The organism is Vannielia litorea, from assembly GCF_018424695.1.
GTDB classification, from domain to species: Bacteria; Pseudomonadota; Alphaproteobacteria; order Rhodobacterales; family Rhodobacteraceae; genus Vannielia; species Vannielia litorea_A.
On the sequence record NZ_QTNQ01000005.1, the window covers coordinates 52,178 to 73,305 of the forward strand.

Annotated in this window: 15 protein-coding genes; 10 read left to right on the forward strand and 5 right to left on the reverse strand. The window is 65.6% G+C overall.

Features of this window, described 5'->3' with window-relative positions:
* Positions 1 to 5 precede the first annotated feature (5 nt).
* The 7 genes from ntrX (at position 6) to DYI42_RS03370 (ending at position 7,742) form a co-directional block, all read left to right on the forward strand.
* A complete protein-coding gene (gene ntrX / locus DYI42_RS03340; protein ID WP_213544503.1) occupies positions 6 to 1,412 on the forward strand; it encodes a nitrogen assimilation response regulator NtrX in 1,407 nt (468 codons plus the stop codon).
* A gap of 224 nt (positions 1,413 to 1,636) precedes the next feature.
* On the forward strand, positions 1,637 to 2,209 hold the full coding sequence (locus DYI42_RS03345; protein WP_213544504.1) for a CHAP domain-containing protein: 573 nt from the start codon (positions 1,637 to 1,639) through the stop codon (positions 2,207 to 2,209).
* A 157-nt stretch (positions 2,210 to 2,366) separates the two neighbouring features.
* Positions 2,367 to 3,743: a Trk system potassium transporter TrkA gene (gene trkA, locus DYI42_RS03350; protein ID WP_213544505.1), complete on the forward strand. Its 1,377-nt coding sequence runs from the start codon at positions 2,367 to 2,369 to the stop codon at positions 3,741 to 3,743.
* Positions 3,744 to 3,755: 12 nt separating this feature from the next.
* Positions 3,756 to 5,288: a TrkH family potassium uptake protein gene (locus DYI42_RS03355; protein WP_213544506.1), complete on the forward strand. Its 1,533-nt coding sequence runs from the start codon at positions 3,756 to 3,758 to the stop codon at positions 5,286 to 5,288.
* Positions 5,289 to 5,444: 156 nt separating this feature from the next.
* Complete coding sequence (gene hfq, locus DYI42_RS03360) at positions 5,445 to 5,678, forward strand: RNA chaperone Hfq (RefSeq protein ID WP_140014201.1); 234 nt, start codon at positions 5,445 to 5,447, stop codon at positions 5,676 to 5,678.
* Positions 5,679 to 5,719: 41 nt separating this feature from the next.
* On the forward strand, positions 5,720 to 6,958 hold the full coding sequence (gene hflX, locus DYI42_RS03365) for a GTPase HflX (protein WP_213544507.1): 1,239 nt from the start codon (positions 5,720 to 5,722) through the stop codon (positions 6,956 to 6,958).
* A 13-nt stretch (positions 6,959 to 6,971) separates the two neighbouring features.
* Positions 6,972 to 7,742: a hypothetical protein gene (locus DYI42_RS03370; RefSeq protein ID WP_213544508.1), complete on the forward strand. Its 771-nt coding sequence runs from the start codon at positions 6,972 to 6,974 to the stop codon at positions 7,740 to 7,742.
* Between the two features lie 19 nt (positions 7,743 to 7,761).
* Here DYI42_RS03370 and DYI42_RS03375 read toward each other — a convergent pair whose 3' ends face one another.
* Positions 7,762 to 10,224: a penicillin acylase family protein gene (locus tag DYI42_RS03375; RefSeq protein ID WP_213544509.1), complete on the reverse strand. Its 2,463-nt coding sequence runs from the start codon at positions 10,222 to 10,224 to the stop codon at positions 7,762 to 7,764.
* A gap of 80 nt (positions 10,225 to 10,304) precedes the next feature.
* On the opposite strand from DYI42_RS03375, the gene DYI42_RS03380 reads away from it, so the two are divergent.
* A complete protein-coding gene (locus DYI42_RS03380) occupies positions 10,305 to 11,177 on the forward strand; it encodes an NAD(P)-dependent oxidoreductase (RefSeq protein WP_213544510.1) in 873 nt (290 codons plus the stop codon).
* Between the two features lie 6 nt (positions 11,178 to 11,183).
* Here DYI42_RS03380 and DYI42_RS03385 read toward each other — a convergent pair whose 3' ends face one another.
* The 4 genes from DYI42_RS03385 to hemB form a co-directional block, all read right to left on the reverse strand.
* Complete coding sequence (locus DYI42_RS03385; RefSeq protein ID WP_213544511.1) at positions 11,184 to 13,334, reverse strand: DEAD/DEAH box helicase; 2,151 nt, start codon at positions 13,332 to 13,334, stop codon at positions 11,184 to 11,186.
* A 112-nt stretch (positions 13,335 to 13,446) separates the two neighbouring features.
* Positions 13,447 to 15,066: a tannase/feruloyl esterase family alpha/beta hydrolase gene (locus DYI42_RS03390; protein ID WP_213544512.1), complete on the reverse strand. Its 1,620-nt coding sequence runs from the start codon at positions 15,064 to 15,066 to the stop codon at positions 13,447 to 13,449.
* Positions 15,067 to 15,170: 104 nt separating this feature from the next.
* Positions 15,171 to 15,731: a YSC84-related protein gene (locus DYI42_RS03395; RefSeq protein ID WP_213544555.1), complete on the reverse strand. Its 561-nt coding sequence runs from the start codon at positions 15,729 to 15,731 to the stop codon at positions 15,171 to 15,173.
* A gap of 190 nt (positions 15,732 to 15,921) precedes the next feature.
* On the reverse strand, positions 15,922 to 16,923 hold the full coding sequence (gene hemB, locus DYI42_RS03400; protein WP_213544513.1) for a porphobilinogen synthase: 1,002 nt from the start codon (positions 16,921 to 16,923) through the stop codon (positions 15,922 to 15,924).
* Positions 16,924 to 17,064: 141 nt separating this feature from the next.
* Between hemB and DYI42_RS03405 the strand changes: the two genes are divergently transcribed.
* Both DYI42_RS03405 and mfd read left to right on the forward strand, forming a co-directional pair.
* Positions 17,065 to 17,580: a component of SufBCD complex gene (locus DYI42_RS03405; RefSeq protein ID WP_213544556.1), complete on the forward strand. Its 516-nt coding sequence runs from the start codon at positions 17,065 to 17,067 to the stop codon at positions 17,578 to 17,580.
* Between the two features lie 102 nt (positions 17,581 to 17,682).
* Positions 17,683 to 21,126, forward strand: a complete 3,444-nt coding sequence (gene mfd / locus DYI42_RS03410; RefSeq protein ID WP_213544514.1) for a transcription-repair coupling factor — start codon at positions 17,683 to 17,685, stop codon at positions 21,124 to 21,126.
* Positions 21,127 to 21,128: the final 2 nt, after the last annotated feature.

Genomic DNA, 21,128 nt, shown 5'->3' on the forward strand with positions numbered 1-21,128 from the left:
CAGAGATGACCGATATTCTGATAGTGGACGACGAAAGAGACATTCGCGAGCTGGTGGGCGATATCCTGCGCGACGAGGGCTTTCAGACCCGGTTGGCCGGCAATTCCGACGATGCCATGGCGGAAATCAACGAGAGCCCGCCGGCGCTGCTGATCCTCGACATCTGGCTGAAGGACAGCCGGATGGATGGCATCGACATCCTCAAGACCGTGAAGCGCGACAACCCCGACATCCCGATCGTCATCATCTCGGGCCACGGCAACATCGAAATCGCGGTGGCGGCGATCAAGCAGGGGGCCTACGACTTCATCGAAAAGCCCTTCAACATCGACCAGCTCATGGTGGTAATCCGCCGCGCAATGGAAACATCGCGCCTGCGCCGCGAGAACAGCCAGCTCCGCCGCAAGGAAGTGAGTGTGACCGACATGGTCGGCACCTCCACGGCCTTCAAGGCGCTCAAGAGCCAGCTCGACAAGGTCACCAAGTCGAACGGCCGGGTGATGCTGACGGGCCCGGCAGGCGCCGGCAAGGAAGTGGCAGCGCGCTACATCCACGCAAATTCGTCGCGCGCCTCGGCGCCTTTCGTATCCGTCAACTCCGCCTCGATCGAGCCGGACCGGATGGAAGAAGTGCTCTTCGGGCGCGAGAGCGACGCGCGTGGGGTGGAGCCGGGCCTGCTGGAAGAGGCCCATGGCGGCGTGCTCTACTTCGACGAGGTGGCCGACATGCCGCTCGGCACACAATCGAAGATCCTGCGGGTGCTGGTGGAGCAGCAGTTCCAGCGCGTTGGCGGCAACGATAAGGTGCGTGTGGATCTGCGGGTCATTTCCTCTACCAACCGCGATCTGGAAGCGGAGATTGCGCGCGGCAGCTTCCGTGAAGAGCTGTATCACCGGCTGAACGTGGTCCCGATCCGGGTGCCGGGGCTGGAGGAACGGCGCGAGGATATTCCCGAGTTGGCGCGACATTTCATCGCCGAGTTCAACGCCAGCCAGGGCCTTACCATTCGCGAGCTGTCGCAGGAGGCCGATGCCCTGCTGCAAACGATGCACCTGCCCGGCAATGTCCGGCAGTTGAAGAACATCATCGAGCGCGCCCTCATTCTGGGCGAAACCACCGATCCCATCGACGCGCGCGAGCTGAAGAGCGGCGAGAGTTCGGAAGAAGAGGACGGGCGCGTGGTGCTCTCGGGCGGGCTGGCCACACTGCCGCTGCGCGAGGCGCGGGAGCTGTTCGAGCGCGAGTATCTGCTGACCCAGATCAACCGCTTCGGCGGGAACATCTCCCGCACGGCGACTTTTGTTGGCATGGAGCGGTCCGCGCTGCACCGCAAGCTGAAGTCGCTCGGCGTGGTGACCTCCACCAAGGCCGGAGCCCGGGTGGCGCATATAGAGAGCCAGGCGGCGGAATAGGGCGGCGCGCGGCAGGGGCGGAAGGGGAAGGCCGGGCCGGAAAGCGCCTGGCCCCGGCACGCCAGCGTCACCATCTGCCGGGCGTAGACTGCTCAAAAAAGCGGCGAGTTGGCAGAATGTCGCCCACGAGCAGGCAGGATTACCGCCACGATTTCAGCCGAGCTTGAAATTTGTTCACGTATCGGAGAGAAAAACCGCAGCGAGAACAAATACTCGAGGGACGGATGAGGCTGGGGACAACCAATCGGGCAAAAGCCCTGCGATTTCCGCTGCTTTGCGCAGCACTTTTGCTGACGGCGGCCTGCGGGGCCAAGCGCGGCAATGAGACCCTTTCCACCATGACGGCGCCGCAGCTCAAGCCCGAGTTGCTCGACTATGCCATCTCGGAAGCGCGCAGCCTGCGGTCGCGCGGCGCGCGCGTGTGGTGTGTGCCCTTTGCGCGCAACGCGAGCGGCGTGGAAATTCGCGGCAACGCCAACACCTGGTGGGGCAGCGCCCACGGCACCTATGCTCGGGGGCACACGCCGGTGGTCGGGTCTGTGATGGCGTTCTCCGGCACCTCCAAGCTGCCCATGGGGCATGTCGCCGTGGTGTCCAAGGTGATCTCCGACCGCGAAATCGAGATCGACCACGCCAACTGGAAGCGCAACCAGGTCAGCCTCGGAATGTCGGTGATCGACATTTCCGAGAAGAATGACTGGTCGGTGGTGAAAGTGAAGAGCCAGCCTGCGGCTTACGGGCGGCCCTATCCGATCGACGGGTTCATCTACCCGGTTCCGGCCACCACCGCGAGCTGACCGGTTCGCCTGTATCGGATCACAGCAGCCGTCCTCCGCGGCGGCTTCGTATTTTGAAGGCCGGGCAGCGGTGTGCGCCGCCCGTTGACCCCATCCCGGCCCCGTGCCAAGCAATGTTTCGGAACGAAACGAAAGGCCCCGGGAGGGCTTCAAGGCCATGAAGGTCATCATCTGTGGCGCGGGCCAGGTCGGCTGGCAGATCGCGCGGCACCTCTCGGGCGAGCGCAACGACGTGACTGTGGTGGACAACAACGCCGAGCTCGTGCGCCGGGCCACGGATTCGCTCGATGTGCAGGGCATTGCGGGCCATGCCAGCTACCCGGACATCCTCGACAGGGCAGGCGCCCGGGATGCCGACATGATCATCGCGGCTACGCATTCGGACGAGGTGAACATGGTCACCTGCCAGGTGGCGCATTCGGTGTTTTCGATCCCGCGCAAGGTCGCCCGCCTGCGCTCGCAGAGCTACCTGACGGCGATCTATTCCGATCTCTATCGCCGTGACCACATGCCGATCGACGTGGTGATCAGCCCCGAACGCGAGGTGGCCGAAGCCGCGCTTCAACGCCTCGCCGCGCCGGCCGCCTTTGACACCGAGCGTTTTCTGGGCGGGAGCGCCCAGCTTCTTGGTATTCAGCTCGATGATGATTGCCCGGTGCTCAACACCCCGCTGCGCCAGTTGACCGACCTGTTTTCAACCCTCCGGGCCATCGTTGTGGGCGTGCGTCGCCAGAACAAGCTCTTCGCCCCCGATCCGGGCGACCAGCTCTTCGCCGGTGACCAGATCTATGTCTGCGCCAACACCGATGACACGACCCGGACGATGGAGATTTTCGGCAAGGTCCTGCGTAAGCAGGAGCGCGTCGTGATCATCGGGGGCGGCAACGTCGGCCTCGCAGTCGCGCAAGCGCTGGAGAAGCAGACCGACCGGATCCGGGCCAAGGTTATCGAACGGTCGCGCTCGATTGCCGAAAAGGCCGCCGACGCGCTGGAGCGGACCATCGTGCTCAATGGAGACGGCCTCTCGCGGGAGCTGCTGATCGAGGCCAACATCAACAAGGCCGACGCCGTGCTCTGCGTCACCGATGACGACAAGGTCAACCTGCTGGCCGCCGTGCGGGCCAAATCCAACGGCTGCCCCATGGCCATTTGCCTTGTGAACGACCCGACGCTGGTTCCGCTGATGCGTCCGCTTGAGATTGATGCGTTTATCAACCCGCGCGCCACCACGGTGAGCTCGATCCTGCGCCATATCCGCCATGGTCGGGTGCGCGGCGTCTATTCCATCGGCGATGCCGAAGCCGAGGTGATCGAGGCGCAGGTGCTCTCCACCTCGCCGCTCTCCGGCCAGAAGATCCGCGACATCGACTTCCCCGAGGGCGTGACCGTGGGCGCCGTGATGCGGAGCGAGGAATACATCAAGCCGGTGGCCGAAACCCGCATCGAAGAGGGCGACGTGATCGTGATCTTTGCCATGGCCGATGATGTGCCCGAGGTGGAGCGGCTGTTGCAGGTCTCCATCGACTTTTTCTGAGGCCGCCGCGACATGCGCCGCATCCTGCTCGAACTCCCGCTGATCGTCATCCTGATGGGGATCTGCGCGGTGATGATGTATCTGCCGGTGTTCCATGCCGTCACAGTGCGAGACTGGTTGTCGGCCCGCAGTTTCTTCTATGCCGGCACGCTGTTTCTGGTCCTGGTCATCTTTCTCGGCATTGCCACCTTCCACATGAAGCCACGCAGCCTTGCGCGCAGCCACCTCACCGCGCTCGTGGCCGCCTATGCGCTGCTGCCCTTCATGCTCGCCTGGCCATTCTACGAGGCGGTGGGCAACACGACCTACTTCAATGCGTGGTTCGAGATGCTCTCTTCGTTGACCACCACCGGGGCAACGCTGTTCGAGCCGGAGCGGCTGCGCGAAACGGTGCATCTGTGGCGCGCCATCGTGGGCTGGATGGGGGGGCTCTTCATCTGGGTCACGGCGGCGGCCATCATGGCCCCGCTCAACCTCGGCGGCTTCGAGGTCACTTCGATGGCGCGCCCCGGATCGGGATCCCGGCGCGACAGGGTGCTGGATGCCGATGCCCAGACCGACCCGCGCGAGCGCCTCGTGCGGCTGGCGTTGCAGATGGGCCCGGTTTACATCGCACTCACGGGCGTTCTCTGGATCTCCCTGGTGGGCGCCGGCGAAGACCCGCTTATTGCCATCTGCCACGCGATGAGCGTGCTCTCCACCTCCGGAATCTCACCCGTCGACGGGCTTTCGGAGGCCCGCGCCGGGCTGGTGGGCGAGGCGATGATCCTGTTTTTCTTCGTCTTCGCCTTCAGCCGCAAAACCTTCTCGCCTGGCTACGGGTACGGGCCCGACCGGATCAGCGCCGTCTATCGCGACGTGGAAGCGCGCATTGCCTTCTACACCATCATCCTCGTCCCCTCGGCCCTGTTCCTGCGCCACTGGATCGGCGCCTTCGAGGTGGACGACGTGGCCGATCTCGGCGCCGCGCTGCGCGCGCTCTGGGGAGCCGTCTTCTCGGTGGCGAGCTTCCTGACGACCACGGGATTCACCAGTGCCGAATGGGGCGGCACGGAAACATGGTCGGGCCTGCAGACGCCTGGCATGGTGCTGATGGGGCTGGCGCTGGTGGGCGGCGGCGTGGCTACCACGGCGGGCGGGGTGAAGCTGCTGAGGGTTTATGCGCTCTACAAGCACGGCCACCGCGAGATGGAGCGGCTGGTGCACCCGCATTCCATCAGCGGCTCGGGCGGTGCTTTCGGGCGGCACATGCGGCGGCGGGGCGCCTATATCGCCTGGCTGTTTTTCATGCTCTACGCGATGTCGCTGGCCGGGATTTCGGCGATGCTGGCGGCCACCGGGCTGACCTTCGAGCAATCCATGGTGTTGTCGCTCTCGGCCCTCTCCACTGCAGGGCAACTCGCTGAAGTAGGTGGCGGCGGTGCGATCAGCTACATTCAGGTCACCGACACGGCCAAGACAATCCTCGCTGGGGCGATGGTGGTGGGCCGGGTCGAGGCGCTGGCCCTCATCGCCCTGCTCAATCCCGAATTCTGGCGCGCCTGAGGCCCCCTTGCCGCAGCGCGGCTAGCGCTCTGAATTTGGGGGTGGAATCTTGGCAATGCAGCCTCCATAGTGGCCCCGTGGACGGGGGCTCGCGGTCCGAGGCAGGGCGCCCGAATGCGTGCGTGACCGAAGCAACGACAAGAACAAGGCATTGAAATGGCCAACGACAAACAGAATTTGCAGGATGCATTTCTCAATCATGTGCGGAAGACGAAGGTCCCGGTGACCATCTTCCTGATCAACGGCGTGAAACTTCAGGGCGTTATCACATGGTTTGACAACTTCTGCGTCCTGCTGCGCCGCGACGGACAATCCCAGCTTGTCTACAAGCATGCGATTTCAACCGTCATGCCGGCACAGCCGATCAGCCTCTACGAGGGCGAAGAATAGCGGAATTTTACGATACCGCGGAGCGGCCGACCCGTGCGTTGGTGCTCCACCCCGACATCCAGACAGACCCCGAGCGCCGCGCCGCCGGGCCCGCGCTTGAAGAGGCGATGGCCCTCGCGTTGGCCCTTCCGGGGCTGGAGGTTGTCGCCGGAGAGGTTGTGTCTTTGCGCCAGCCGCAGCCCGGGACGCTTTTCGGCAGCGGCAAAATGGATGAACTCAAGGCGCTGATGCAGGCCCAGGACATCGGCCTTGTGCTGATCGACGGGCCGGTGACGCCGGTGCAGCAACGCAACCTGGAGCAGGCCTGGAAGGTCAAACTGCTGGACCGGACCGGGCTGATCCTCGAGATCTTCGCTGATCGCGCCGCCACCCGGGAGGGTGTGCTGCAGGTCGAGCTTGCGGCGCTCTCCTACCAGCGCACCCGGCTTGTGCGCGCCTGGACACACCTTGAGCGGCAGCGCGGCGGCCTCGGCTTTGTCGGCGGCCCCGGCGAAACCCAGATCGAGGCCGACCGCCGCGCCATTGACGAGGCCGTCACCCGCATCCGCCGCCAGCTGTCCAAGGTCACGAAAACCCGCGCGTTGCATCGCGCCGCTCGCGCCAAGGTGCCGTTTCCGGTGGTCGCGCTGGTAGGCTACACCAACGCGGGCAAGTCCACCTTGTTTAACCGTCTGACCGGGGCAGAGGTGATGGCAAAGGACATGCTCTTCGCCACGCTCGACCCGACGATGCGCGCCATCGAGCTGAACTCCGGCGACAAGGTGATCCTCTCCGACACCGTGGGCTTCATCTCCAACCTCCCGACCGAACTGGTCGCGGCTTTCCGGGCCACGCTGGAAGAGGTGCTGGAGGCCGATCTCATCCTCCACGTGCGCGACATCGCCTCGGACGAAACCGAGAACCAGGCGCGCGACGTGGACAGCATTCTGGACAGCCTCGGCGTGGCCGAAACCGTGCCGCGCCTCGAACTCTGGAACAAGATTGACCTGCTGGCGGACGAAGACGCGGATGCCGTTCGCAACCAGGCCGCGCGTCGTGAGGACGTGCTGGTGATATCGGCTGTCTCCGGAGCCGGGCTGGACGACCTTCAGACCGTAGTCACCGCCCACCTTGAAGGGGTGCGCAGCGAGGAAACCCTCACGCTGCCGTTCAGCGAGGGCCGCGCACGGGCCTGGCTCTTCGAGCGGGGCGTGGTGGAGCAGGAGGAGGAGACGGAAGAAGGCTGGACCCTGAGCCTGCGCTGGACGCCGCGCCAGAAGGCGGAGTTTTCCAAGCTGTGAGCGGGCAGGGGGCATGGGCGATGGGCCTGCTCCGCGTGGGCGCAGGCGCAGGTCTATCGTGGAGGCGCAGGTGCTGAAGAGCCAGAAACATTACTACTGGATCGGCGGCGGCATTTGGGCGGCGCTCATGCTGGGCGGCGGCGCGTTCCTGGTGGTTGCGGGCCTGCAAGGCGAGGGCTCCGGACTGGGCGGTGCCCTTGAAACCGAGGTCTTCTCTTCCGCCGAGGTTGTCACCGGAGACCCGGCGGCACAGGGCGCTGAGGTTATCGAGGCCGGAGAGGTCGATATCGGCCCCGCCGGACTGACCCTGACAGACCCGATCGCCTCGGCAGATCGCCCGGCCTTCGATCTGGATGTGCCGGAAGGGCGCTATCCGGCCCTCATCTATCGCCCGGTCGACGAGCCCCGTGTGATCGGGATGGTCGCCCTGCGCCTCTCCGAAGACCCGGTGGAAACCTGGGAGACGGTGGGCCGAAAGAACCGCCCCATCGACCTCGACTTCTCTTCGGATGACGTGGTGGCCCTGGGCGATGTGGAGGCCGTGGCGCGCCTTGACGAAGAGGCCGTCAGGGCGGCGCTGGCGGAGGCCGATGCAGCAATCCCGCTGGCCACGCTCTCGGCGGAAGGCCGTGACGTGTTGCTCTTTGACCCCAGCTTCGAGACCTTCTCCGCCGACATTTACGCAGGCTTCGACGCGGAAGGTGACCTTGTGCTTCTGGTCAAGGATTTCGGCTACTTCGCCACCCGGAAGGCGCTGGAAGAGCGGGCGCGGGACGAGCCCTGACGCCCGGGGCGCACGGCTGTCACTCCGCTGGCGTCAGCACCGTCACGCCCACGTTGGCCGCACGGGCCAGCTCCGGGTCTAGCGACATCGGGATGTACTCGCCGCGCCGCCACAGCGCGCCGAGATCGTCGTAGTGGCGTGACAGCGGGTGCCCTGACTGGCCGGTTGCCGTGATGAAGACCGAGCTGTCAGGATCGGAGAAGTCATACACCCCGCGATAGCCCGCACCGTGGACATTGGCATAGGGGGCCGGTCCGGTGCCCTTGGTGCGACCTCGGAGCAGGGTGAAATCCCCGCCGGAGGTGCTCTGGTGGATGTTCACGATCCACTTCAGCACCGGCACCTCGCCCAGCACCTGGTGATCGTGCTGGGCCTCGTGGGCATCGCCCCAGCGCAGGCTTTCAAGCTGGGTGCCGTAGTTTTCGCCGATCCAGAGCAGCGCCTCGTCCAGCGCGATGCGGGCAATGTCGGTGCAGCTCTCCTCGGCAGTCGATTGCACAACATCGCACCATATCGCAGCACCGTCGACATCGCGGAACACCCGTTCAAGAAACAGCGGCTCCGGGTGGTTGAACTCTGCGGCAAGCGGGCCAAGTTCGTCGCGGATCAGCCGGTTTTGCAGATGCCTGAGCCAGGCTGCAAAGATCAGCGGCTCGGGCAGGTGCTCGCTCATCTCGCCGTTCCAGTTGGCCAGAAGTTCCAGCGCGCGTTGGCGTTGCCGTTCGGTCGTGCCCTCGGGCGCGGCCTCTCCGGTGAACCAGAGGTCTTTCGCGATCAGCGGCAGCAGCGCCCGCGCGGTGAAGCTGACGGTATCGAGCTGGGTCTCGATGAAACTTTCGCGGGTGTGGACCTCGCGGTTCTGCATAAGCCGGGTCCACCGCTGGATGCGCTGCGTATCGCCCCAGCGAAAGGCCACATGCTCGGGGAAGGGCCTATTGACCGTCTTGTTGTTGGTATTGCCCAGAATGCCTCCTTCGGGGTCGATGAACTCGGGGTTCTTCGCGTAGGGGATGCGCCCCGACCAGCGGTTCTCGGCGCGCCATCCAAGCGCAGGCATCCGGCCCTGGCTGGAATGCGCCGGGTTGCGGCGGGGCATGGCGCCCACCATCTTCAGCGCCACCCGCTCGGGCTCGGCAAGCGTGAGGTTCTGGGCTGGCGCGATGAAGAGCTCCATCGCGTCGATGGCCTCTTCGATCGACTTCGCCTTCTGAAGCCCCATCGCCGCCTGCATCGAGGTGTCGCGGGGGGAAAGTGCTGTCCACCCCAGCGCGGCCACGTGGCCGGGTGGGGTGACCGACGAGAGGTTGTAATGGGAGCCGGGCAGCACCGGGCCGTTCTCGGTGCGCCGCAGCGTGATGGTGATCGGCTCAGCATCCTTGATCCGGATGATCGAACTCTTGGTCGAAAAGCGCTTCCAGCCCGTTGGCGTGCGGTATTCCTGGCTGTTGGCCGGGTTCAGCTCCTCCATGAACACGTCCTGATCGTCGAGGTAGGCCGAGGTGATGCCCCAGGCCAGCGCATCCGACCGGCCTGAAAGCACGAAGGGAATGCCTGGGATCGTCGCCCCGATCACGCCGCCCGTTTCCAGCTCGATACGGGCCAGATACCAGATCGTCGGCGCCGTCAGTTCAAGGTGCGGATCGTTCGCCAAAAGCGACTTGCCCGCCGCCGAGCGCTTGGGCGCCGCAGCCCAGGCGTTGGAGGCCCCGGCAAAGGCGGGGGGCTTGACCGGCGAAAGCGGATCTAGGGCGAATTGGGTCCAGCCATCCTGCGGGCCGTCGATGGGCACGAGGCTGGCATAATCGGGCAGGGCGGCGGTGCCGCTCGAGGGATCATCGGGCAGGATATCGGCCAGCCGCGCCTCGGGCAGTTGCAGCGAGACCCGCGCGCGCAGCACCTCCTGAGGAAGCTGCCCGGAAAGCTGGAGCGCCATCACCTTGCCCATCGCCACGGTATCGGCAGGCCGCCATGGCGCAATCTCACGCGAGAACAGGAAGAATTCCGGCGCGCCGCGCCCCAATGCCCCTTCGTTCACGGCGTTGATCCAGGCGTTGATGCCCGCCGAATAGGCCTCAAGCGCGCCCCGGGTCTCGGCATCGAGCGATGAGAGCGACGCCGAGGCGGCCTCGTAAAGCCCGAACCGCCGCAGCAGCTCATCGGTCTTGGCCGTGCGCACGCCAAAGAGCTCCGAAAGCCGGCCCTGCGCCGCGCGTCGCGCCATGGTGATCTGCCAGAGCCGGTCCTGCGCGTGGGCAAAGCCGAGGCCGAAGTAGACGTCTTCATCGGTGGAGCCGAAGATATGCGGCACATTCGCGTTGTCGCGCACGATCTCCACCGGCCCGGAAAGCCCCGCCACGGTGAGCCGTGCGTTGTAATCCGGGAGCGACCGCGAGGCGAGGTAATAGGTGATGCAGGCGGCGAGGAAAGCGAGCAGAAGCACGCCCGTCACGGTCCGCAGAAGCCAGCGAAAGATGCGTGCCATGAATGTCCCTCGGTTGACCTTCAGCCCCTGCGGGGTAGTTAGGAAGCCAACGTAATGGAACCATGCGGGAGGATAAAGACATGGCGAAGGTGGCATTTCTTGGACTGGGCGTCATGGGCTACCCGATGGCCGGGCACCTGGCGAAGGCCGGGCATGAGGTGACGGTGTACAACCGCACCTTTGCCAAGGCCGAAAAATGGGTGGAAGAGCACGGCGGAAAAGCTGCGAAAACACCTGCCGAGGCAGCCGATGGGCAAGATTTTGTCATGGCCTGTGTCGGCAACGATGATGACCTGCGCGCTGTCTGCGTGGGCGAGGGTGGGGCGCTTGCGGCGATGAGCGCGGGCAGCGTTTTCGTCGATCACACCACCGTCAGCGCCGCCGTCACCCGCGAGATGTATGCCGCGGCCAATGAAGGCCAGGTCAGTTTCGTGGATGCGCCCGTCTCCGGCGGGCAGGCGGGTGCCGAGAACGGGGCGCTGGCCGTGATGTGCGGCGGTGACGAGGGCGCCTATGCAAGGGCCGAAGCCATCATCGACGCCTATGCCAAGAATTGCCAGCTGATGGGGGAGAGCGGCGCTGGCCAGCTCACCAAATGCGTCAACCAGATCTGCATTGCGGGGCTGGTGCAGGGGCTCTCAGAGGGCATCAACTTCGCCCAGAAGGCCGGGCTCGACCCGAAAGCGGTGGTTCAGGTCATCAAGGACGGCGCGGCGGGCAGTTGGCAGATGGCCAACCGTTACGAGACCATGGTGGACGATCACTTCACCCACGGTTTTGCGGTGGACTGGATGCGCAAGGATCTCGATATCTGCCTGTCCACCGGTAACGAGATCGGCGCGGCCCTGCCGATAACGGCGGTGGTCGACCAGTTCTACAAGGACGTGCAGACCATGGGCGGCGGGCGCTGGGACACCTCATCGCTCATCAAGCGCCTCAAGGCCTTCGACTGACCGCGGTCAGGTTTTTCCGCGCTTCGGTCCGGCAAACTTGCCTGCGGGTTTTCCGCCGGGCTTACCACCGGGCCGCGCGCCCGGTTTCCCGCCGGATTTGCCCTTGAAGCCACCGGCGGGTTTGCCTCCCGGCTTTCCGCCGAACTTTCCTGCGGGCTTGCCGCCGGGTTTGCCGCCAAACTTGCCAGACGGCTTGCCCTCTTTGCGGACGGGCCGCGCGTCGCCGCCGCCCTCCGCCGCGCGCGCCCGGTTCTTCTTGCTGCTCGGCTTGCCCGGCGGGGGCGGCGGCCCCTTGCGGCGGGGTTTGCCCATCGGTGCGCTCGGATCGGCCGCGCCTGCCCGGTATGTTTCCGCCGCCGAGCCATGGCGCGGCTTGCGCAGGCCCTTCTGGGGGGCCGACGACGGCGCCTGCGTGGGTTGGGCCGGGGCCGCCGGGGCAGGGACCGACTCGGGCGTCGCCTTTCGCGGCTCTTCCATGGCCTGCTCCACACGCGGCTCGCGTTTGGGCCTCGCTGGCCCTTTCGCCTTGCCCGGTTTGTCGAACCTGCCTTTTCGTTCAGGCTTAGGCCCTCGGGCGGGGCGGTCCAGCCCCTCCGGCACGCCATCGACCTGCGCCAGCCGCGTGCGGCCTTCCACGGTCATATCCGCGCCCAGGTGATCGCGCAGGCGTTTGACCGCGCCTTCCCGCACCTCAACGTAGCTCTCATCCGCGCCAACCCGGATGGCGCCGATGTCATCGCGCGTCAGCCCGCCGCCCTTGCAGAGCATCGGCAACAGCCTGCGCGGCTCCGCACCCTGATTGCGGCCCTGGCTGACCGAGAACCAGACGGACGCTCCGAACTCTTCGCGCGGCTTCGGCTTCAGGTCACCCGAAAGCTCTTCGGGCGCCGAATGCTGGCTGGTATAGTTGCGCAGAAAGGCCGCCGCAAGCAGCTCGGGGCTGAACCGGTCGACCAGTCGGGCAATTGCATCGGCCTCCTCTTCGCGCGGGGCCTCCTCCCAAACCGGGTCTTCCAGCATTCTGTCGGCATCGCGGGCCTGCACCGCCTCGGCTGAGGGCGGCTCGGCCCATTTGGCGGTGATCTGCGCCATGCCTAACACCCGCAGCGCCTTCTTGCGGCTGCGGGGGGTGACGACCAGCACGCTCACCCCCTTGCGGCCCGCGCGCCCAGTGCGGCCCGAGCGGTGGAGCAGGGTTTCGTGGCTGCCGGGCAGCTCGGCATGCACCACCAGATCGAGGTTGGGCAGGTCGATCCCCCGGGCCGCCACATCGGTGGCCACGCAAACCCGTGCCCGGCCGTCGCGCATGGCCTGAAGCGCGTTGGTCCGCTCCTGCTGCGAAAGCTCGCCCGAAAGTGCCACAACCTTGAAGCCCCGGTTCGCCAGCCGCGTGGTAATCCGGCCCACGGTCGCACGGGTGTTGGCGAAGACGATTGCATTGGGCGCTTCGTAATAGCGCAGGGTGTTTATCACGCAATGCTCAAGGTCGGCCTCCGCCACGGCCATCGCCAGATACTCGATATCGGCGTGCTGGCTGGTGTCGGCCTTGCTCTCGATGCGCACCGCATCGCGCTGGTAGCTCTTGGCAAGTTCGGCGATGGCAGGGGGCACCGTGGCCGAGAAGAGCAGCGTCTGGCGCTCTTGCGGCGCTTCGCCGAGGATGAACTCCAGCTCCTCGCGAAAGCCGAGGTCAAGCATCTCGTCGGCCTCGTCGAGCACCACGGCGCGGATGCCCTGCATCTCCATCGATCCACGCAAGATATGGTCGCGCAGGCGGCCCGGCGTGGCCACCACGATATGCGCGCCGCGTGCCAAGGCGCGCCGCTCATCGCGCATATCCATGCCGCCGACACAGGAGGCCACGACAGCCCCCGCACCTGCGTAAAGCCACGAGAGCTCCCGCTTCACCTGCAATGCCAACTCCCGCGTGGGCGCGATCACCAGCGCCAGCGGCACCTCCGCGGGGCCGAAGGCCTCGGCCTCACCCAGCAGAGTGGGTGCAATGGCGATGCCGAAGCCCAGGGTCTTGCCCGAGCCGGTTTGTGCCGAAACCAGCAGATCGGCCCCTGCGTGGGCCGGGTCACCAACCGCCTCCTGCACGGGGGTCAGGCTGGTGTAGCCGCGGTCGGCGATGGCGGTGGCGAGGGCTTGTTTCACAGGTCAGTATCCGGGGAGAGGAGAGGGGCGTAAGGGCGCGTCTCTACAGCCCGCCGGGGGCGCTGTATAGCGGTATTCTGCGCGGGGCCATCAGGCAGCCCCGCGCTTTGGGTCATTCGGCGCAGGTAAAGCCGCTTCCATCGTGGCGCAGAACCTCGGGCCAGGGGCAGAGCACGCGCTTTGCACCGGCGTTGCCTCCGGCTTCGGGGTTTCCGGCGCGAAAGGCGGTATCCACCTCGTCGGGAGCCTGCCCGTCTTCGACCCAAGCGATCAACGCACCGAGAAGGTCTGCGCTGTCTGCGGAGTTACCGCCCTGACCATGGGGCATGCCCGGAATCGCATAGAACCGCACAAAATCCACCGCATCGGGGTTGTTGCCGTTCAGCGCCTCGAACCAGCGGGCGGTGTCATTGAAGGAGAACACCGGGTCTGCCGTACCGTGAAACACCACCAGCTTGCCACCGGCCTCCTGAAGGCCCTCCAGCGTGGGGTTGTCGGCATTGGGCGGGCTCATCACCTGCATCGGGCTTTCGGGGAAGGCCTCTGTCACCGCGTCCACCTTGGCGGGCTCGGTGTCGAAGTCGTAGCCCATCAGGAAGGCCTCCAACGCATCGGGCGTGCCCTCCACCACCGTGGGCGGGGTGGAGAAGACATGCGATAGGCTGCCTGCGCCCATCACCGCGATGATCGGCTTCATCCCCCAGGGCGGCACCGTGCTCTCGATCTTCCAGAACCGCCAGTTGCCGCTGGCAATCCCCGGATCCCAGGACCAGTCGCTGTAAAGCTGCTCACCAGCCCCGTTGGTGGGCCCGGCATGGATGGCCTCCAGCGCGGCCACCTGTGCGGCGGACAGGCAGTCACTGTTCTGACCCGCCTCGCACACAAGCACGGCCGGATCGAATGCCCGCTGGCAGGCAGTGGTATCCGACACCACGCCATCTTCAAGGCCATCCAGCCCGTCACAGGCCGCGTTGATCTTCTGGGCCACCAGGGACAGGTCGTCGCGGCTGAAACTCTCTGCAAGGCTCGGCGCGACCGACCGGAACTGCTGCACATCCCACGCATGCTGAATCGCGGCGCGGGGCAGGCGGAATCCGGGGTAACCGGCAAGCAGGCCATCGAAGGCCTCGGGCATACGCTCAGCGGCCACCATGGCATGCCGCCCGCCGTTGGATGTCCCAAAGCCATACACATGCTCGGGCGCGCTGCCATAATGTGCCTCGGTCAGCGCCAATGCGACCGGGTGCAGCTTGGCCACCGCGCCATAACCGTAGTCCCGCCGCGCCTCGAAATCGAGCCCGAAGAGGTTGCCCCCTGCAAGTCCGGCTTCGGGGTTCGCCTTGCCGTCGTGGCCGGCATCCGAGCTGACCACGGCGAAGCCGCGTTCCAACGCCGGGGCCCCAACACCTGTGCCGGCGCCGACGGCCGGCTTCACCTCGCCGTCGTTGCCGCCGTTGAACTGGTGCATGAACCGCCCGTCCCACGCCTCTGGCAGACGCAGCTCGAACCGGATCGCATAGCTCTTTCCGTCCATGCCGGTGCGCTCTGCCATCACGCCACGCAGCAGGCATTGCGCCACCATCGACACGTCGTCTCCCTCAGGGAGCGCCGTGGCCTCGGTGATCGTCACGCCTTCGGGCGCGGCAGAGCCCATGTCGGCGCAGCTCGTTGCCGCGCTGGCGGTGACAGGGGCAAGGGCGGCGATCAGGGCTGCCCGGGTCATGTGTTTCATATCTTTGTCCTCCCGCAATCAGCTTATGCGTGCACACTTGCTCTTGTCATGAACAAAAAGGGCACCCCGAAGGGTGCCCCAAGGTCGATCGTCTGGTCACCGCTTCACGGGATGATCCGATTGTATTTGGTGCCTTCGAGCGTCGCGCCGACGATCAGCCCGGCCTGGCCGAAGATCACGGCGATCACCGGTGCGAGCGCGGTGAGCGTTTCGGCCGAGAGGTTGCCGGCGTTGTCGTTGAGCGCGTATTCGGCATCCGCCCCCACCGACCAGCCGGTGGAGGTGCGGAAGTCGCGCAGCGCCGCCGGGGTCATGAAGAACAGCGCATGGGCGTATTGCTGGGCACCGATCTGGAAGCCGATGTTGGCCTGGATCGCGTTGTAGTAATCGACAGTCGCATTGTCGATCCTGAGCGCGCCGCGCCCGTAGCTGCCGCCCACGCCAAAGCCCGCCTTGGTGACCAGCGGCATGAAGAGCACGCCTGCGGCCTTCTGCTCCAGTTCGGCTGTGCCGGGGTAGCGCGAGAAAAGGTAGTTCCGCGTGCTGTCGACCCGCGCGTCGATCCGCGGGCCATTGTTGGAGCCCACGCCGTTGCCACAGGCCGAAAGCGCGGTGGTCGCGCCGAGCCCTGCGAGGAATACACGTCGATTGGGGAATTTGCTCATCATATCCGCCTGTCCTTATGCCTCACCCGGCTGTTTTCGCCGGTTTTGTCCATCTATAGGGGTGTCGGGCAGGCTTGTCACCACAAGTTGAGGTGAAATGGGCGGTTTTTGGCTCGCACAAGGTGCGCCATGAATGCGCACCCTACACCGCCGAACCCGCAGGGTGCGCATTCATGGTGCACCACGCGTCTCACCCCGCCTTCAGCCGCCGCGCCATCCGGGGCGCGAAATAGGTGAGCACCCCCATGCACCCGGCGCGTTTGAAGGCCATCAGGCTTTCTACCATCACCTTCTCGCCGTCGATCCAGCCGTTCGCCGCCGCCGCCTCGATCATCGCGTATTCGCCGCTCACCTGATAGGCGAAGGTCGGGGCGCCGAAGGTGTCGCGCACCCGGCGGATGATGTCGAGATAGGGCAGGCCGGGCTTGACCATCACCATGTCGGCCCCCTCCGCCAGGTCGCGCTGCACCAGCCGCAGCGCCTCGTCACTGTTGGCCGGGTCCATCTGGTAGGTATTCTTGTCGCCGGTGAGCGCGGCAGAGGCCCCGACTGCATCGCGGAATGGGCCGTAAAACGCAGAGGCATACTTGGCCGCATAGCTCAGGATCGACACCTTACTGTGCCCGGCCTCCTCCAGCGCGCTCCGGATCGCGCCGATCCGGCCATCCATCATGTCGGAGGGGCCGAGGATATCGGCGCCTGCCTCGGCCTGTGCCAGCGCCATCTTCACCAGCGCCTCCACCGTCTCGTCATTGACGATCTCTCCATCCACGACAAAGCCGTCATGGCCGTTGATGTTGTAGGGGTCGAGCGCGATGTCGGTCATCACCGCCACCTCGGGCGCCGCCGCCTTGATCGCGCGGATCGCCCGGTTGGTCAGGTTCTCGGGGTCCCAGGCCATGGCACAATCTTCGGTGCGTGCTTCGGGGCCGGTGTAGGGAAAGAGACAAATCGCCGGAATGCCCAGTTCGGCGGCCTCCTGCGCGGCCTCTGCCACAAGATCCACCGTCAGCCGCTCGACTCCGGGCATCGAGGGCACCGGAGTGCGCTCGCCCTCGCCATCGCGCAGGAAGACCGGCCAGATCAGGTCATCCGCCGTCACCGTGTTTTCGCGGACCAATCCGCGCAGCGCCGGGGTGGTTCGAGTGCGCCGCAAACGGGCGGCGGGGTAGGGGGCGACGGTGGGACGCATGGGCAAGCCTCGTTTTTCAGTCACATGAGGGCCGTGCCATGGAAATTGCGCCGCGACAAGGCTTCCATTCCGGGCTGAGGCGGCTAGATTGCGCCAACTTCGACAACCGGCCCGCAGCGGCCAAAGGGGCAGGCACAGGTGCTGGACTGGTACGAAACCGTATTCGAGCTGATCGACATGCGGTCCTTTTCCAACCTGTGGTACTGGATCGCCCTTGCTGTTCTGTGGTCGACCTCCTCGCACTTCGTGCTCGGCGTGCCATGGGATCTGGTGCAACGTGCCCGGCGCCATGGAGGCGAGGCTGAGGCAGACCTTCATGACATGGTGCGGGTCAATGTGAATCGCATCCTCTACATTGCCGATCAGGCCGGCCTCTGGCTCATCGGGATCACCTTCTTCACGCTCACGTCGCTCTGCCTCATCGGCTTCTGGTACGGGTCGGAGTTTTCGCAAGCCGTGTTCCTCCTCGCCGCGCCGATGAGCCTCGTGCTCGCACTCGGTGTGCGCTGCGCCCGCCAGATCCGCGCCGCCGACGGCGAGGGGCTGTATGAGCGGATGCATAAGCACCGTTTCATCACCCAGGTCATCGGGATGCTGTCAATCTTCGTGACCGCGCTCTGGGGCATGTTCCAGAACCTCTCCATCGGCGCGATCTGATGGCCTCGCAATGGAAGCGCCGCCCCGCACATCCGGAGTCCGTTCGGCAACAGGTGAGGGCAGGTTGACTTCACGCGACAGCGGGGTAGTTGGAGCCTCCTGATGAGTGACACGACGCGCATAACACTGGGCGGCGCCCCCGAGGGACTTGACGCGCTGCTGATCGCCCGCGAGCTGGAGCGCGGCGCGCCCGTTGTCCATTGCGCCCGGGATGACAAGCGTCTGACCGAAATGCGGGCCGCGCTGGCCTTCTTCGCGCCCAATGTGCCGGTGATCGAGTTTCCCGGCTGGGACTGCCTGCCCTACGACCGCGTTTCGCCCAACCCTGACATCTCCGCCCGCCGGATGGCGACGCTTTCGGCACTCGCAAGTGGCATCTCGGGCCGCTTCGTGCTGCTGACCACGCTCAACGCCGCCACCCAGCGCGTGCCTGCCCGCGATCTCGTGGCCGCATCGAGCTTCGTGGCTGTGGTGGGCGAGCGCGTGGACGAGCAGGCGCTGCGTGATTTCCTGGTACGCATGGGCTTCTCCCAGGCGCCCACGGTGATGGAGCCAGGCGATTTTGCCGTGCGCGGTGGCATCATAGATATCTTCCCGCCCGGCGACGGCGGCCCGGTGCGGCTGGACCTCTTTGGCGACATTCTCGACGGCGCACGGCGGTTTGATCCGGCCACCCAGCGCACCACCGAGAAACTGGACCGGATCGAGCTTTCACCAGCCTCCGAAGTGGTGCTCGACGAGGCCTCCATCACCCGGTTTCGCCAGAACTACCGGATCGAGTTTGGCGCGGCGGGCTCCGATGACCCGCTCTACGAGGCGGTGAGCGCGGGCCGCAAGCACGCGGGCTTCGAGCACTGGTTGCCGCTCTTCCACGAGCGCCTCGACACACTCTTCACCTACCTGCCAGATGCGGCGGTGATGCTGGATGACCAGTTCACGCCTGCCCGCCTGTCGCGCTGGGAAGGGATCGTGGACAGCTACGATAACCGGCGCGAGGCGGCCAGCTCGAAGGCGCGGATGGGCGGCAGCTACAAGGCGGCGGCACCCTCGGGCCTCTATCTCGACGATGCCGCCTGGGAGGCGGCAATGCAGGGGCGGCGCGTTATCCAGCTTTCGCCGCTGCCGCAGGGTACGGGCCCGGGCGTGCTGGACGCGGGCGGGCGGATCGGGCGCAATTTCAGCCCGGAGCGTCAGCAGGAATCCATCAGCCTTTTTGGGGCCTTGAGGGATCATGTTGAAGCGCAGCGCCGGCAGGGGCAGGTGGTGATCGCCTCCTATTCCGAGGGCGCGCGCGAGCGGCTTTCGGGCCTCATGGCCGACGAGGGGCTGGAGGGGGCGACGCCCATCACCGACTGGCGCGATGTGCCCGAAGGCAGGGGCGGCGTCTACCTCGCCATCTGGGCGCTGGAACATGGCTTCACCGAACCCGGCCTCACGGTGATTTCCGAGCAGGACGTGCTGGGCGACAGGCTGATCCGTGCGCCCAAGCGCAAGCGCCGGGCCGAAAACTTCCTGACCGAGGCGCAAAGCCTTAGCCCGGGCGACCTGATCGTGCACGTCGATCACGGGGTGGGCCGCTACATGGGGCTGGAGGTGGTCAACGCGCTCGGAGCGGATCACGAGATGATCCACCTCGAGTATGCCGAGAAGGCGCGGCTCTACCTGCCGGTCGAGAACATCGAGCTGCTCTCGCGCTACGGCCATGAGGAAGGCCTGCTCGACAAGCTCGGCGGTGGCGCCTGGCAGGCCAAGAAGGCGCGACTGAAAGAGCGCATCCGCATCGCCGCCGAGAAGCTGATGCGCACCGCCGCCGAACGGATGCTGCGCAAGGCGCCGGTGCTGGAGCCGGTGCCCCACGCCTGGGAGGAGTTTTCGGCCCGCTTCCCCTACACCGAGACCGACGACCAGCTGAAAGCCATCTCCGAAGTCATCGAAGACCTTGAAGCGGGCCGCCCGATGGACAGGCTGATTTGCGGCGATGTCGGCTTTGGCAAGACCGAGGTGGCGATGCGCGCCGCCTTCGTGGCGGCAATGCAGGGCAAGCAGGTGGCGGTGATCGCCCCGACCACGCTGCTCGCCCGCCAGCATGCGCAGGGCTTCAAGGAGCGGTTCAAGGGCTTTCCGCTGAAGGTGCGCCAGCTGTCGCGCTTCGTGCCCGCCAAAGAGGCCACCGACACCCGCAAGGGGCTGGCCGATGGCACGGTTGATATCGTGATTGGCACCCATGCGGTGCTGGCCAAGACCATTCGGTTCAAGGAGTTGGGCTTGCTGATCATCGACGAAGAGCAGCACTTCGGCGTTGGCCACAAGGAGCGGCTGAAAGAGATGCGCTCCGATATTCATGTGCTGACCCTGACGGCCACGCCGATCCCGCGCACACTTCAACTTTCGCTCACAGGTGTCCGGGATCTTTCGATTATCGGCACGCCGCCGGTCGACCGGCTGGCCATTCGCACCTATGTCAGCGAGTTCGATCCGGTGACGGTGCGCGAAGCGCTGCTGCGCGAGCATTACCGGGGCGGACAAAGCTTTTACGTGGTGCCGCGCATCAAGGATCTGCCCGAGATCGAGGAGTTCCTGAAAGAGCAGGTGCCCGAAGTCAGCTACGTGGTTGCCCACGGCCAGATGGCGGCGGGCGAGCTGGATGACAAGATGAACGCCTTTTATGACGGCAAGTTCGGCATCCTGCTGGCGACAACGATTGTTGAAAGCGGCCTCGATATCCCCACCGCCAACACCATGATCGTGCATCGCGCCGACATGTTTGGCCTCGCCCAGCTCTACCAGATCCGGGGACGGGTGGGCCGTGCCAAGACGCGGGCTTACGCCTATCTTACCACCCGCCCGCGCATTCCGCTGACCGACAGCGCAGAGAAGCGCCTGCGGGTTCTGGGCAGCCTCGACAGCCTCGGCGCGGGCTTCACCCTGGCCAGCCAGGATCTCGACATTCGCGGCGCGGGCAACCTTGTGGGTGAGGAGCAGTCGGGCCATGTGAAAGAGGTCGGCTACGAGCTTTACCAGTCGATGCTGGAAGACGCGATTTCAAAGATCAAATCCGGCGAGACCGAAGGCCTGCTGGATGATGACGGGCAATGGGCGCCCCAGATCAACCTTGGCGTTCCTGTCCTCATTCCAGAAGCTTACGTGCCCGATCTTGATGTGCGCCTCGGGCTCTACCGGCGGCTCTCTTCACTGACCACCAAGGTAGAGCTGGAGGGCTTCGCCGCCGAGCTGATCGACCGCTTCGGCCCGCTGCCCAAAGAGGTGAACACCCTCATGCTCATCGTCCGCATCAAGGCGATGTGCAAACGCGCGGGCATCGCCAAGCTCGATGGTGGCCCCAAGGGCGGAACCGTGCAGTTCCATAATGACAAGTTCGCCAACCCCGGTGGCCTTGTGGAGTACATTCAGGCCCAAAAGGGCCTTGCCAAGATCCGCGACAACAAGCTGGTGGTGCGCCGCGACTGGGCCAAGGCCTCAGACAAGATCAAAGGCGCTTTCGCGATTGCCCGCGATCTCGCAGAGAAGGTGAAGCAGGCCAAGTAGGC

Excerpts from the sequence above, each read along its gene's own strand:
- ntrX (WP_213544503.1), top strand. The coding sequence starts at position 6 with ATGACCGATATTCTGATAGTGGACGACGAAAGAGACATTCGCGAGCTG.
- DYI42_RS03345 (WP_213544504.1), top strand. The coding sequence starts at position 1,637 with ATGAGGCTGGGGACAACCAATCGGGCAAAAGCCCTGCGATTTCCGCTG.
- trkA (WP_213544505.1), top strand. The coding sequence starts at position 2,367 with ATGAAGGTCATCATCTGTGGCGCGGGCCAGGTCGGCTGGCAGATCGCG.
- DYI42_RS03355 (WP_213544506.1), top strand. The coding sequence starts at position 3,756 with ATGCGCCGCATCCTGCTCGAACTCCCGCTGATCGTCATCCTGATGGGG.
- hfq (WP_140014201.1), top strand. The coding sequence starts at position 5,445 with ATGGCCAACGACAAACAGAATTTGCAGGATGCATTTCTCAATCATGTG.
- DYI42_RS03370 (WP_213544508.1), top strand. The coding sequence starts at position 6,972 with ATGGGCGATGGGCCTGCTCCGCGTGGGCGCAGGCGCAGGTCTATCGTG.
- DYI42_RS03375 (WP_213544509.1), bottom strand. The coding sequence starts at position 10,224 with ATGGCACGCATCTTTCGCTGGCTTCTGCGGACCGTGACGGGCGTGCTT.
- DYI42_RS03380 (WP_213544510.1), top strand. The coding sequence starts at position 10,305 with ATGGCGAAGGTGGCATTTCTTGGACTGGGCGTCATGGGCTACCCGATG.
- DYI42_RS03390 (WP_213544512.1), bottom strand. The coding sequence starts at position 15,066 with ATGAAACACATGACCCGGGCAGCCCTGATCGCCGCCCTTGCCCCTGTC.
- DYI42_RS03395 (WP_213544555.1), bottom strand. The coding sequence starts at position 15,731 with ATGAGCAAATTCCCCAATCGACGTGTATTCCTCGCAGGGCTCGGCGCG.
- hemB (WP_213544513.1), bottom strand. The coding sequence starts at position 16,923 with ATGCGTCCCACCGTCGCCCCCTACCCCGCCGCCCGTTTGCGGCGCACT.
- mfd (WP_213544514.1), top strand. The coding sequence starts at position 17,683 with ATGAGTGACACGACGCGCATAACACTGGGCGGCGCCCCCGAGGGACTT.